This window comes from Pseudomonas sp. JV245A, from assembly GCF_032424515.1.
Classification (GTDB): domain Bacteria; phylum Pseudomonadota; class Gammaproteobacteria; order Pseudomonadales; family Pseudomonadaceae; genus Aquipseudomonas; species Aquipseudomonas protegens.
In genome coordinates this window covers 156,211-169,630 of record NZ_VYKE01000001.1, presented here as the reverse complement: position 1 = coordinate 169,630, position 13,420 = coordinate 156,211, and the positions used below count along the sequence as shown (strand labels likewise).

General features: G+C 62.7%; 14 protein-coding genes. 12 read left to right on the top strand and 2 right to left on the bottom strand.

The genetic code is table 11. The features are described 5' to 3' along the window. Positions 1-79 precede the first annotated feature (79 nt). The 6 genes from minD (at position 80) to F6S12_RS00815 (ending at position 5,811) form a co-directional block, all read left to right on the top strand. On the top strand, positions 80-892 hold the full coding sequence (gene minD / locus F6S12_RS00840; protein WP_011062650.1) for a septum site-determining protein MinD: 813 nt from the start codon (positions 80-82) through the stop codon (positions 890-892). After that, a complete protein-coding gene (minE, locus tag F6S12_RS00835; protein ID WP_007898843.1) occupies positions 892-1,146 on the top strand; it encodes a cell division topological specificity factor MinE in 255 nt (84 codons plus the stop codon). The genes minD and minE overlap by 1 nt, the downstream gene beginning before the upstream one ends. A 92-nt stretch (positions 1,147-1,238) precedes the next feature. Beyond that, positions 1,239-1,874 (top strand): RluA family pseudouridine synthase, encoded by a 636-nt coding sequence (locus F6S12_RS00830; protein ID WP_015636609.1) that lies wholly within the window; start codon positions 1,239-1,241, stop codon positions 1,872-1,874. A 124-nt stretch (positions 1,875-1,998) separates the two neighbouring features. Continuing rightward, a complete protein-coding gene (locus F6S12_RS00825; protein WP_011062652.1) occupies positions 1,999-3,288 on the top strand; it encodes a M18 family aminopeptidase in 1,290 nt (429 codons plus the stop codon). A 111-nt stretch (positions 3,289-3,399) separates the two neighbouring features. Next, entirely contained in the window at positions 3,400-3,576 is a 177-nt protein-coding gene (locus F6S12_RS00820) for a hypothetical protein (RefSeq protein ID WP_011062653.1), read from the top strand. Positions 3,577-3,654: 78 nt separating this feature from the next. Then, positions 3,655-5,811 carry a mechanosensitive ion channel family protein gene (locus tag F6S12_RS00815; RefSeq protein WP_015636611.1) on the top strand — a complete coding sequence of 719 codons (2,157 nt, stop codon included), beginning with the start codon at positions 3,655-3,657 and terminating at the stop codon, positions 5,809-5,811. Between the two features lie 39 nt (positions 5,812-5,850). Here the strand turns inward: F6S12_RS00815 and F6S12_RS00810 are convergent, their stop codons facing one another. Continuing rightward, positions 5,851-6,564 (bottom strand): UTRA domain-containing protein, encoded by a 714-nt coding sequence (locus F6S12_RS00810; RefSeq protein WP_011062655.1) that lies wholly within the window; start codon positions 6,562-6,564, stop codon positions 5,851-5,853. Positions 6,565-6,926: 362 nt separating this feature from the next. Between F6S12_RS00810 and F6S12_RS00805 the strand changes: the two genes are divergently transcribed. The 6 genes from F6S12_RS00805 to F6S12_RS00780 all read left to right on the top strand — a co-directional run bounded on the left by F6S12_RS00805 (position 6,927) and on the right by F6S12_RS00780 (position 12,234). Continuing rightward, complete coding sequence (locus tag F6S12_RS00805) at positions 6,927-7,994, top strand: ABC transporter substrate-binding protein (RefSeq protein ID WP_015636612.1); 1,068 nt, start codon at positions 6,927-6,929, stop codon at positions 7,992-7,994. A 124-nt stretch (positions 7,995-8,118) separates the two neighbouring features. Continuing rightward, positions 8,119-8,925 carry an alkaline phosphatase family protein gene (locus F6S12_RS00800; RefSeq protein WP_011062657.1) on the top strand — a complete coding sequence of 269 codons (807 nt, stop codon included), beginning with the start codon at positions 8,119-8,121 and terminating at the stop codon, positions 8,923-8,925. Further along, a complete protein-coding gene (locus F6S12_RS00795; RefSeq protein ID WP_053153218.1) occupies positions 8,922-9,767 on the top strand; it encodes an ABC transporter permease in 846 nt (281 codons plus the stop codon). The genes F6S12_RS00800 and F6S12_RS00795 overlap by 4 nt, the downstream gene beginning before the upstream one ends. Further along, positions 9,754-10,554, top strand: coding sequence for an ABC transporter permease (locus F6S12_RS00790; RefSeq protein WP_015636614.1), 801 nt, complete (start codon positions 9,754-9,756; stop codon positions 10,552-10,554). Before F6S12_RS00795 ends, F6S12_RS00790 begins: the two co-directional genes overlap by 14 nt. Then, positions 10,551-11,540, top strand: a complete 990-nt coding sequence (locus F6S12_RS00785) for an ABC transporter ATP-binding protein (RefSeq protein ID WP_011062660.1) — start codon at positions 10,551-10,553, stop codon at positions 11,538-11,540. Before F6S12_RS00790 ends, F6S12_RS00785 begins: the two co-directional genes overlap by 4 nt. A gap of 40 nt (positions 11,541-11,580) precedes the next feature. Beyond that, positions 11,581-12,234 (top strand): HAD family hydrolase, encoded by a 654-nt coding sequence (locus F6S12_RS00780; RefSeq protein WP_315868661.1) that lies wholly within the window; start codon positions 11,581-11,583, stop codon positions 12,232-12,234. A gap of 115 nt (positions 12,235-12,349) precedes the next feature. Here F6S12_RS00780 and F6S12_RS00775 read toward each other — a convergent pair whose 3' ends face one another. Next, entirely contained in the window at positions 12,350-13,312 is a 963-nt protein-coding gene (locus tag F6S12_RS00775) for an NAD(P)H-quinone oxidoreductase (RefSeq protein WP_011062662.1), read from the bottom strand. Between the last annotated feature and the right edge of the window lie 108 nt (positions 13,313-13,420).

The following is a 13,420-nucleotide window of genomic DNA, read 5'->3' as shown; positions in this document are numbered from 1 at the left end:
CAAGGCTGTCCGACTGCAGTAGTTTTCAAGAGATGTTTTTCAGGGGCTAAAAGTCCTTTTTCCTTAGGGGTGAAACACCTTGGCCAAGATTCTCGTGGTTACATCCGGCAAGGGTGGTGTGGGTAAAACCACCACCAGCGCCGCTATCGGTACCGGCCTCGCTCTGCGCGGCCACAAAACAGTGATCGTCGACTTCGACGTCGGCCTGCGTAACCTCGACCTGATCATGGGCTGCGAGCGTCGCGTGGTGTATGACTTCGTCAACGTGGTCAACGGCGAAGCCAACCTGCAGCAAGCCCTGATCAAAGACAAGCGCCTGGAAAACCTCTACGTACTGGCCGCCAGCCAGACCCGCGACAAAGACGCGCTGACCCTGGAAGGCGTGGAAAAGGTCCTGATGGAACTCAAGGAAACCTTCGAGTTCGTGGTCTGCGACTCCCCGGCCGGTATCGAGAAAGGCGCGCACCTGGCCATGTACTTCGCCGACGAAGCGATTGTCGTGACCAACCCTGAAGTGTCTTCGGTGCGTGACTCCGACCGCATGCTCGGCCTGCTGGCCAGCAAATCCCGTCGCGCCGAAAAGGGCGAGGACGCGATCAAGGAACACCTGCTGTTGACCCGCTACAACCCGGAGCGTGTCAGCAATGGCGAAATGCTCGGTGTTGAAGACGTCAAAGAAATTCTGGCAGTGACCCTGCTCGGCGTCATTCCGGAGTCCCAGGCAGTGCTCAAGGCTTCCAACCAGGGCGTGCCGGTGATTCTCGACGACCAGAGTGATGCTGGCCAGGCCTACAGCGATGCGGTTGACCGCCTGCTGGGCAAAACCGTGGAGCACCGGTTCCTTGATGTCGAGAAGAAGGGATTCTTCGAGCGCCTGTTTGGAGGTAGATAATGAATCTTTTTGACTTCTTTCGTGCCAGCAAAAAGGTCAGCACCGCGTCGGTAGCGAAAGAGCGTCTACAGATCATCGTGGCGCATGAACGCGGCCAGCGCAGCACCCCTGATTACTTGCCCGCCTTGCAGAAGGAACTGGTGGAAGTGATCCGCAAGTACGTCAATATCGGGTCCGACGACGTGCACGTCGCTCTGGAAAACCAGGGCAGCTGCTCGATCCTGGAACTCAATATCACCCTGCCTGATCGCTGATTGATCCGACGGGAGCCACGGCGGCTCGCGGGCCTCATGCATTGCATCGAGGTCGGCGAGCCGCCGTTGGCGTTTGTTACGAGGCTGTTTCAATGCCGTTGTCGAATATCCACATCCTGCATCAGGACCCCGCCGTCCTGGTGGTGAACAAACCCACCCTGCTGCTCTCCGTCCCCGGCCGCGCCGACGACAACAAGGACTGCCTGATTACCCGCCTGCAGGAAAACGGCTACCCCGAAGCCCGTATCGTCCACCGGCTGGATTGGGAAACCTCGGGCATCATTCTCCTGGCCCGGGACGCTGATACCCATCGCGAACTGTCGCGACAGTTTCATGACCGCGAAACCGAAAAGGCCTACACCGCCCTGTGCTGGGGCCAGCCGGAACTGGACAGCGGCAGCATCGATCTGCCCTTGCGTTATGATCCGCCAACCAAACCCCGGCATGTGGTGGACCACGAATTCGGCAAGCACGCCCTGACCTTCTGGCGAGTGCTGGAGCGCTGCGGCGACTGGTGCCGGGTCGAATTGACCCCCATCACCGGCCGCTCCCATCAGTTGCGGGTACACATGCTTTCCATCGGCCATCCGCTGCTGGGTGACGGCCTTTATGCCCATCCACAAGCACTGGCGGCCTGGCCCCGCCTATGCCTGCATGCCAGCATGCTCAGCTTCACTCACCCGCAGACAGGCGAGCGCCTGCGCTTCGAGTGCCCCGCGCCGTTCTGACCCCCCCACTGCAGGAGCCGGCTTGCCGGCGATGTCGCCCCGGCGCCTGTTCTTCGCCGGCAAGCCGGCTCCTACAAGGCCCGCCTATACGTTAAACTCGCGCCACTGCTGTCTGGAGCTACTTATGCGCGAAGAGTTGAACCAAGGCCTGATCGACTTTCTCAAGGCCTCCCCTACCCCTTTCCATGCCACTGCCAGCCTCGTTCAACGCCTGGAAGCGGCGGGTTACCAGCGCCTCGACGAGCGCGAGCCATGGACCACCGAAGCCAACGGCCGCTACTACGTCACCCGTAACGACTCCTCCATCGTCGCCTTCAAACTGGGCCGGCATTCGCCACTGCAAGGCGGCATCCGCCTGGTAGGCGCCCACACCGACAGCCCCTGCCTGCGGGTCAAGCCCCAGCCGGAACTGCAACGCCAGGGCTTCTGGCAACTGGGCGTCGAAGTCTATGGCGGCGCATTGCTGGCTCCGTGGTTCGACCGCGACCTGTCCCTGGCCGGCCGCGTGACCTTCCGCCGCGACGGCAAGGTGGAAAGCCAGCTGATCGACTTCAAGGCGCCGATCGCGATCATTCCCAACCTGGCCATCCACCTCAACCGTGAAGCCAATCAGGGCTGGGCGATCAACGCGCAGAACGAATTGCCGCCGATCCTGGCCCAGTTCGCCGGCGATGAGCGGGTGGATTTCCGAGCGGTCCTGACCGACCAACTGGCCCGCGAACACGGCCTGAACGCCGATGTGGTGCTGGACTACGAGTTGAGCTTCTACGACACCCAGAGTGCTGCCGTGATCGGCCTGCACGGTGACTTCATTGCCGGCGCGCGCCTGGACAACCTGCTGTCCTGTTACGCCGGGCTGCAGGCCCTGTTGACGGCCGACAGCGAGGAAACCTGCGTACTGGTGTGCAACGACCATGAAGAAGTCGGCTCCTGCTCGGCTTGCGGCGCTGATGGTCCGATGCTCGAACAGACCCTGCGCCGCCTGCTGCCCGAAGGCGACGAGTTCGTCCGCACCATCCAGAGGTCGCTGCTGATTTCCGCAGACAATGCCCACGGCGTACACCCCAACTACGCCGACAAGCATGACGCCAATCACGGCCCGAAACTCAATGCCGGCCCGGTGATCAAGGTCAACAGCAACCAGCGCTACGCCACCAACAGCGAAACCGCCGGCTTCTTCCGCCACCTGTGCATGGCCGAAGAAGTGCCGGTACAGAGCTTCGTGGTGCGCAGCGACATGGGTTGCGGCTCGACCATCGGCCCGATCACCGCCAGCCATCTGGGGGTACGCACTGTGGACATAGGCCTGCCGACCTTCGCCATGCACTCGATCCGCGAGCTCTGTGGCAGCCATGACCTGGCTCATCTGGTGAAAGTGCTGAGCGCCTTCTACGCTAGCCACGAACTGCCATGAGGCAGAGGGCGGGCGCGTGGACACACGCCCGCCTGTTTCTGATGCACATCAACCCGGGCCGCGACAAAGCGACCTAGACTTACAGTTACTCCTCCTGACAAGGCTGTCGCCATGATCTCGATGTCTTCGTTCCACTCCATGCTCATCCCCATTCTCACGGGCATGATCCTGCTGGCCATCGGCTTCAACTTCCGGGACAAGAACCTCGGTGTGTTCAGCATGTGGATCGGCATGCTGCTGATTCTCGGCACCGTGGTCTACAAGATCCTGGCCAAGCTCGCGGAATAAATGCAGCACTCACCCTCGCATTGAATTTGGCGGCCTCGTACACTCGGTCGATCCATTTTTCCCGAGGTTGACCGCCCAGTGTTCGCTCGTCTTTTTGCCCTGCCCTGCTATGTGCTCGTCTGCCTGCTGACCCTGCTGCCCCTGGGGAGCGCGCAGGCGGTGGGCTTGCCTGGCTTGCTGGGCAACCAGACCAAGGCGCAGCCCCAGGCTGAGGAACCCCTGGGGCAATCCCTGGACGAGGTGATCAAGTCCCTGGAGAACGACCAGCAACGGACCAAGCTGCTGGCGGACCTGAAGAAACTGCGAGATGCCACGAAAAAAGCCCAGCCCACGCCAGAAGAAGGCGTACTGGGCCTGATCGGCGGCACCCTGTCGAACCTGGAAAAGCAATTCTCCGGGGCCGACAGCCCGGTTACCCGCTGGTCCGACGAGTTCGACCTGGCCAAGGAAGAACTCTCGGCACTGATGCTGCCAGCCAGCCAGTGGCTGCCGATCATCTTTGCCTTTGCCCTGATCCTCATGGTCTGGAGCCTGCTGGCAGCAGCGCTGATCTGGCTCAGCCACCGGGTGCGCCTGCGCTTCGGCCTGACCGAAGACCTGCCCCAGCATCCCAAGACCTGGGACCTGCTGCGCTTTGCCCTGCGCAAGCTCGGCCCCTGGCTGATCGCCCTGTTGATCACGGTCTACATGACCTACTCCCTGCCCTCTTCCCTGGGCAAGGACCTGGCCATGGTCCTGGCCTACGCCCTGGTGGTCGGCACCTGTTTCTCGGCGATCTGCGTGGTGGCGTTCTCCGTACTCGACGGCCCGCACCGCCATCGCGCCCTGTACATCCTGCGGCGCCAGGCCTTCCGCCCGCTGTGGTGGATCGGCAGCTTCGCCGCCTTTGGCGAGGCCCTGAGCGACCCACGCATGGTGGCCAGCCTGGGCCAGCACCTGGCCCATACCGCGGCGACCTTCGCCAATGTCATGGCGGCGCTGTCCACCGGCGTGTTCATCCTGCGTTTCCGCCGCCCCATCGCCCACCTGATCCGCAACCAGCCGCTGTCACGGCGCCTGACCCGCCGGGCCCTGAGCGACACCATCGAGATCATCGGCACCTTCTGGTACCTGCCGGCCCTGGTGCTGGTAGGTATCTCGCTGTTCGCCACCTTCGTTTCCGCCGGCGACACCAGCACCGCCCTGCGCCAGTCGTTGCTGTGCACGGTACTGCTGGTGCTGTGCATGGTGATCAACGGCCTGGTACGCCGCCATGCCCTCAAGCCCCAGCGCGGGCACAAACGCCATGCGCTGTACTCCGAGCGGCTGAAAAGCTTCTTCTACACCCTGGCTCACCTGGCGGTCTGGCTGGCATTCATCGAGCTCGGCCTGCGGGTCTGGGGCATGTCGCTGATCCGCTTCACCGAAGGCGATGGCCATGAAGTCAGCGTCAAGCTGTTCAGCCTCGGCGGCACCCTGATCTTTGCCTGGCTGATCTGGATTCTCAGCGACACCGCGGTGCATCACGCCCTGACCCGCTCGCGCAAGGGCCTGGCCAACGCGCGCGCGCAAACCATGATGCCGCTGATCCGCAACGTGCTGTTCGTGGCGATCTTCATCATTGCCACCATCGTTGCCCTGGCGAACATGGGCATGAACGTCACGCCGCTGCTGGCCGGTGCCGGTGTCATCGGCCTGGCCATCGGTTTCGGCGCCCAGTCCCTGGTAGCGGACTTGATCACCGGCCTGTTCATCATCATCGAGGACTCCCTGGCCATCGACGACTACGTCGATGTCGGCGGCCACCTGGGCACCGTCGAGGGCCTGACTATCCGTACCGTGCGCCTGCGGGACATCGACGGCATCGTGCACACCATCCCGTTCAGCGAAATCAAGAGCATCAAGAACTACTCCCGGGAGTTCGGCTACGCGATCTTCCGCGTGGCGATCCCGTACAACATGGAAATCGACGACGCAATCAAGCTGATGCGCGATGTCGGCCAGAAGATGCGCACCGACCCCCTGCAGCGCCGCAATATCTGGTCGCCGCTGGAAATCCAGGGGGTGGAGAGTTTCGAGTCCGGCAGCGCCATCCTCCGTGCCCGTTTCAAGACTGCACCAATCAAGCAGTGGGAAGTGTCCCGGGCGTTCAACCTGTCCCTCAAGCGTCACCTCGACGAAGCCGGGCTGGACCTGGCTACGCCGCGCATGAGCATCCAGGTGATCACCGCAGGCGGCGGCGCGGAAAAGGAGTGATCCTGTAGGAGCCGGCTTGCCGGCGAACGACACTGGCGCCTAAAGAACGTCAACACCGACATGAATCGCGTCATGGCGCCAGAACTCCAGGTCGCAATCGATCAGCCGCTCGTGCTGGTCATAGTTCACCCGGGCAATCCGCAGCCCCGGGCTGCCCACCGAGACCTTCAAGGCCGCCGCCGCTTCCGGCTGCAGTGAGGTGGGCACAATTTCAAAGCGCACCCGTCCGTAGTGCAGGTCGTAATGCCGGGCATAGAGTTCGGTGATCGACTGGTTCAGGTCCAGATCGAGAATCTTCGGAAAATACTTGGGGTTCAGGTAGTGCTCGACATACAGCACCAGCCGCTCATCGATGCGTCGTGCGCGGCAGATCTGGATCACGCTGGACAGTGCCGGCAATTGCAGCCAGGCGCAGACCGCCGCCGATGCCGGTTGCAGGCGCGCGGAAATCACCTCGGTGGAGGGCACCCGCCCCTGGGCGCTGACCATGGCGTGGAAGTGGCTGCGCTGCATCAGGTTGTAGGCCAAGCGCGGCGGCGAGACAAACCAGCCACGACGCTCTTCACGGTAGATCTGGCCCTGGGCCTCCAGTTGCAGCAGGGCCTCACGCACAGTGATGCGGGTGGTGGCGAACAGCTCGCTGAGCTTGCGTTCGGCCGGCAGCTTGCTACCGGGCGCCAACAGCCCGTGGGCGATCTGCTCCTGCAGGACCTGGCCGATGGCTGTCACCGCTTTGGTTGCATCAATACGCATCAACGTTACCTATCTGGACTAGACCAGCACTGTTTCAGGGCAGCGCAATGGCCGGGGCAGTGCTCTGCATCCGTGCCCAAAGCCTAGGCAATGCATATGACTGACAGATGACAAAGGCGCTCAGCGGGCCTGCCACCAACTTGCAAATTACCCGCCAGATCCTTGTTCTGCGGGCGTTTGGCCATGGTCTACGCTTATTTCGCAGCCCCGGACCTGCGCCCTAATCCATGCGTCGATCGTTGGCACCGACATCAAAGTGTCATCCAACCCGCCTAAATTGGCTCAGGTATTGCTGACCTAGACCAACCCACCGCAAGACTGTCGATAAAACGCAGCGTTGAACACGCCCAAAGGAGCTTCGGATGAAACAGCTTTTCCTGGCATCACTGTTAGGCTCGACCATTGCCCTGTGCACCGCCGCCATGGCTGCTGATAACGATTTGAAAACCCTGGAAGCCGCTGCGAAAGCAGAAGGCGCGGTCAACAGCGTCGGCATGCCCGATGACTGGGCCAACTGGAAAGGCACCTGGGAAGATCTGGCCAAGACCTATGGCCTCAAGCACATCGACACCGACATGAGCTCGGCCCAGGAGATCGCCAAGTTCGCCGCCGAGAAAGACAATGCCAGCGCCGATATCGGCGACGTTGGCGCGGCTTTCGGCCCGATCGCGGTCAAGCAGGGCGTGGCCCAGCCTTACAAGCCGAGCACCTGGGCCCAGGTCCCGGACTGGGCCAAGGACAAGGACGGCAACTGGGCGCTGGCCTACACCGGCACCATCGCCTTCATCATCAACAAGAAGCTGCTGCACGGCTCCGAAGCGCCGAAGAGCTGGGCCGACCTGGAAAAGGGCAAGTACAAGGTGTCCATCGGTGACGTGAGCACCGCGGCCCAGGCCGCCAACGGCGTACTGGCCGCCGCCATTGCCAAGGGTGGTGACGAGAAGAACATCCAGCCGGCGCTGCTGATGTTCGCCGAGATCGCCAAGCAGGGGCGCCTGTCCCTGGCCAACCCGACCATCGCCACCATGGAAAAGGGTGAAGTGGAAGTGGGCGTGGTCTGGGACTTCAACGGCCTGAGCTACCGCAACAAGATGGTCAACAAGGACGACTACATCGTGCTGATCCCATCGGACGGCTCGGTGATCTCCGGCTACACCACCATCATCAACAAGTACGCCAAGCATCCCAACGCCGCCAAGCTGACCCGCGAGTACATCTTCAGCGACGCCGGCCAGACCAACCTGGCCCGCGGCAATGCGCGGCCGATCCGTGCCGAGCACCTGACCCTGCCGGCGGACGTACAGGCCAACCTGCTGCCCAACGAGCAGTACAAGCACGTAACACCGATCAAGGACGCCGATGCCTGGGAGAAAACCTCCAAGGGCCTGCCGCAGAAGTGGCAGGAAGAAGTGATCATCAACATGCAGTAAAGCTGCATCCCTGTAGGAGCCGGCTTGCCGGCGAATGGCTCAAAGGCGCTGCACAGACAAGCGCACACAGGCCGCTCGCCGACAAGCTGGCGCCTGCACACCCGATCCCGGAGTCCTCCACCTCATGAAGCACAACGTCATCCTTGTGGTGCTCGACGGCCTCAACCACGAAGTTGCCCGACACGCCATGGGGCACCTGCAAGCCTACGTCGGTGCTGGCCGCGCCGCCCTGTACAAACTGCAATGCGAACTACCTGCCCTCTCCCGCCCGCTGTACGAATGCATCCTCACCGGCGTGCGGCCGATCGACAGCGGTATCGTGCACAACCAGGTCTCGCGCCTGTCCAACCAGCGCAGCCTGTTCCACTACGCCCGCGAGGCCGGCCTGAGCACTGCCGCCGCGGCCTATCACTGGGTCAGTGAGCTGTACAACCGTTCGCCCTTCAACGCCCCGCAAGACCGGCACACCGCAAACCCTGAACTGCCGATCCAGTACGGCCACTTCTACTGGAGCGATCATTACCCCGATTCCCATCTGTTCGCCGACGCCGAGGACCTGCGCCTGCGCCATCAGCCCAACCTGCTGCTGGTGCATCCGATGAACATCGACGACGCCGGACACAAGCACGGCCTGGACAGTTCGCAGTACCGCAACAGCGCGCGCTCGGCGGACATCATTCTCGCCGACTACCTGCAAGGCTGGCTCGACGCCGGCTACCAGGTGCTGGTGACGGCCGACCACGGCATGAACAACGACCGCTCGCACAATGGCCTGCTGGCCGAGGAGCGAGAGGTCCCGCTGTTCGTTCTCGGCGACGCATTCAGCCTCGACCCCGCTGCCGCGCCGAAACAGACCGAACTGTGCGGCACCGTCTGCCAATTGCTGGGCGCGCCCCATGACAAACCTTTCTGCCGGGAGCTGTTGAAGTGAATTCAGTCACCCGTGGCAAATGGCTGGCGGCCCTGTGCCTGGTGCCCTTCGCCCTGTTCTTCATCGTGTTCCAGATTGCCCCCCTGATGTGGGTGCTGATCAACAGCCTGCAATCGGAAGAGTTCGGCTGGGGCCTGGCCAACTTCACCAGGATCTTCAGCTCGAAGTTCTACCTGCAGGCCATCCAGTACAGCCTGGAGATCAGTTTCTGGTCCAGCGTGTTCGGCATCATCATCGCGGTGCTGGGCAGCTACTCGCTGCGCCGGGTGGATTCGCGCCTGCGCAACTTCGTCAATGCCTTCGCCAACATGACCAGCAACTTCGCCGGGGTGCCCCTGGCTTTCGCCTTCATCATCCTGCTGGGCTTCAACGGCACCATCACCATCATGCTCAAGCAGTCGGGGATCATTCAGGACTTCAACCTGTACTCCAAGACCGGGTTGATCATTCTCTACACCTACTTCCAGATCCCCCTTGGCGTGCTGCTGCTCTACCCGGCCTTCGACGCCCTGCGCGAGGACTGGCGTGAATCCGCCGCCTTGCTGGGGGCCAACGGCTGGCAGTTCTGGCGGCATATCGGCCTGCCGGTGCTGACCCCGGCGCTGCTGGGCACCTTCGTCATCCTGCTGGCCAACGCCCTGGGCGCCTACGCCACGGTCTACGCGCTGACCACCGGCAACTTCAACGTCCTGCCGATCCGCATCGCCGCCATGGTCTCCGGGGACATCTCCCTGGATCCGAACATGGCCAGCGCCCTGGCCGTGGTGCTGGTGGCGCTGATGACCCTGGTGACCATCGTCCATCAACTGCTGTTGAAGAGGAGCTACCATGTCTCGCGCTGAACCCGGCTCCGCCGCGCTCTACCACCGAGTGATGGTCTACCTGCTGTTTGCCATCCTTCTGCTGCCGCTGCTGGGGACCTTCGTCTACTCGATTGCCAGCAGCTGGTCGGCGACCATCCTGCCCAGCGGCTTCACCTTCAAGTGGTACCTGCAGCTGTGGAGCGACCCACGTTTTCTCAATGCCTTCGGCCAGTCATTGCTGGTCTGCGTGGGTGCGCTGGTGCTTTCAGTGGTGCTGATCCTGCCGCTGCTGTTCGTGGTGCACTACCACTTCCCCAGGCTCGATGCGCTGATGAACATCCTGATCCTGCTGCCCTTCGCGGTGCCGCCGGTGGTGTCCTCGGTGGGCCTGCTGCAACTCTATGGTTCGGGGCCCTTCGCCATGGTCGGCACGCCCTGGATCCTCATCGGCTGCTACTTCACCGTGGCATTGCCGTTCATGTACCGGGCCATCACCAACAACTTGCAGGCGATCAACCTGCGGGACCTGATGGACGCGGCCCAACTGCTGGGCGCCAGTACCTGGCAGGCGGCCTTCCTGGTGGTCCTGCCGAACCTGCGCAAGGGCCTGATGGTGGCGCTGCTGCTGTCCTTCTCGTTCCTGTTCGGCGAGTTCGTGTTCGCCAACATCCTGGTGGGCACCCGCTATGAAACCCTGCAGGTCTACCTGAACAACATGCGCAACAGCAGCGGCCACTTCACCAGCGCCCTGGTGATTTCCTACTTCTTCTTCGTGCTGCTTCTGACCTGGGCCGCCAACATCTTGAACAAGGACAAAAGCCAATGAGCTTCGTCAGCGTCCAACACCTGCAAAAGAACTATGCGGGCACCACGGTATTCAGCGACATCAATTGCGAAATCCGCAAGGGCGAGTTCGTCACCCTGCTCGGCCCTTCCGGCTGCGGCAAGTCGACCCTGCTGCGCTGCATCGCCGGCCTGACCCCGGTGGACGGCGGCAAGATCCTCCTCGACGGCCAGGACATCGTGCCCCTGAGCCCGCAGAAACGCGGGATCGGCATGGTGTTCCAGAGCTACGCGCTGTTTCCCAACATGACCGTGGAACAGAACGTGGCCTTTGGCCTGCGCATGCAGAAGGTCGGCGCCGAAGACAGCCGCAAGCGGGTCCAGGAAGCCTTGCAACTGGTGGAGCTCAACGACTTCGCCAGCCGCTACCCGCACCAGCTGTCCGGTGGCCAGTGCCAGCGCGTGGCCCTGGCCCGCTCCCTGGTGACCCGCCCGCGCCTGCTGTTGCTGGACGAACCGCTGTCGGCCCTGGATGCACGGATCCGCAAGCACTTGCGCGAACAGATCCGCAACATCCAGCGGGAACTGGGCCTGACGACGATCTTCGTCACCCACGACCAGGAAGAAGCCCTGACCATGTCCGACCGGATCTTCCTGATGAACCAGGGCCGGATCGTCCAGAGCGGCGATGCCGAAACCCTCTACACCGCCCCGGTGGACGCCTTCGCCGCGGGCTTTATCGGCAACTACAACCTGCTGGATGCCGACAGCGCCAGCAAGCTGCTGCAGCGGCCGGTCAGCGGCCGCATCGCCATCCGCCCGGAAGCCATCGAACTGCGCAAGGAAGGCCCACTGGATGCGCTGGTACGCAGCCACAGCCTGCTGGGCAACGTGATCCGCTATCGGGTCGAGGCCCGAGGCGTGGAGCTGGTGGTGGATGTACTCAACCGCTCAGCCGATGATCTGCACGCCGACGGCCAGCGTCTGGCATTGAGCATCGATCCGACAGCCCTGTGTGAGGTAGCCTGATGGCATTCACGCAATTGATCCTGAAGAGAGAGCGGCACTGATGGCCTTGGCAATTTTTGATCTGGACGAAACCCTGATTCACGGCGACTGCGCCACCCTCTGGAGCGAGCAGATGGGCCGCCTGGGCTGGGTCGACAGCGAGTCGTTCATGCGTCGCAACCATGAGCTGATGGACGCCTACAGCCATGGCAAGCTGGCCATGGAGGAGTTCATGGACTTCAGCCTGGAACCCATGAGCGGACGCACCCCGGAGGAGGTCGCGCACCTGGTCGAACCCTGGGTCGAAGAGGTGATCGAGCCGATCATCTTCAGCGACGCCTGCAAGGCCATTGCCGCCCACCGCCAGGCCGGCGACCGGATCCTGGTGATCTCGGCCTCGGGCACCCACCTGGTGAAACTGATTGCCGCGCGCCTGGGTATCGACGAAGTCCTGGGAATCGAGCTGGAGGTGCAGCATGGGGTCTACAGCGGCCGCACCGTTGGCACCCTGACCTACCGCGAGGGCAAGATCACCCGCCTGCTGCAATGGCTGGATGCCGAGGAAGAAAACCTGGAAGGCGCGACCTTCTACTCCGACTCGCGCAATGACCTGCCGTTGCTGCTGCGCGTGGACCACCCGCAGGTGGTGAACCCGGATCCGGTGCTGCGTGAACATGCGCAGAAGGCCGGCTGGCCGATCCACCACTGGAAGTGACCCGCCCCAGAGATCCCCGGAGCTGGCTTGTGTAGGAGCTGGCTTGCCAGCGAACAGACCGCCAGGCCTGACGCCCCCTTCGCCCCCTTCGCCGGCAAGCCGGCTCCTGCAGGGCTCAGGTCAGGCTGGGGTCGATCACCAGCACCAGCTTGCCCGAGACCTGATTGGTCGCCAGCTCCGCAAAAGCGGCTTCTGCATCCTGGATCGCAAAGGTCCTGGCCAATTGCGGGCTCAGACGCCCTTCGCTGAACAACGGCCAGACATTCTGTCCAAGGTCGCTCAACAGGTCGGCCTTGAACTGGTCATTGCGGCTGCGCAGGGTCGACCCCAGAAACTGGATCCGCTTGGCCAGCACCTGGGCCAGGTCCAACTGCGCTTCGCGCCCGCCCATCAAGCCGATCAGCACCCAACGTCCATCCAGGGCCAGCAGCTTGAGGTTGTTGGCCACATAATTGGCGCCCACCGGGTCGAGAATCACATCAAAAGGCCCAAAGTCCCGCAGCGCCTCAATGCCATCGGTACGCACCACACCGCCCTGGGCACCGAGGCTCTCGCAGTAGGCCAGGCGATCGGCTGAACCAACACTCACCCAGCACGGGTTGCCGAACGCCTTGCACAGCTGGATAGCCGCCGAGCCGACGCCACTGGCGCCAGCGTGCAGCAGGACCTTCTCGCCCGGCTTGAGCGCTGCCAGCTGGAACAGATTCAGCCAGGCTGTGCTGTAGACCTCGGGCAGCGCCGCGGCCTCGGCTAGGGACAACCCTTCGGGTACTGGCAGTACATGGCGGGCATCTACCACCACTTCTTCAGCCATGCCTCCGCCCGCCAGCAGGGCACAGACCCGATCACCCACTTGCCAGGACGAACCCGGGCCCACTTCACTGACTACCCCGGAGCATTCCAGGCCAAGGGCCTTGCTGGCTCCGGGAGGTGGGGGATAGAGCCCCGCACGCTGCAACAGGTCGGCCCGATTGAGGCCAGCAGCCGCCACCCGAATGCGAACTTGCCCCACATCACAGGCCGGACTTGGCTCTTCCACCCACTCCACATGACCTTCAACGCCTTGCAATGCTTTCACAGTGCCTCCATAGTGAGTCTGGACTGAGCCCGGAGCGGTAGCACCGGGCTTTTTGCATTATGCGACCGGTCCTTATGGAACCGGCGACTTCAAAGACGGCCTAATATG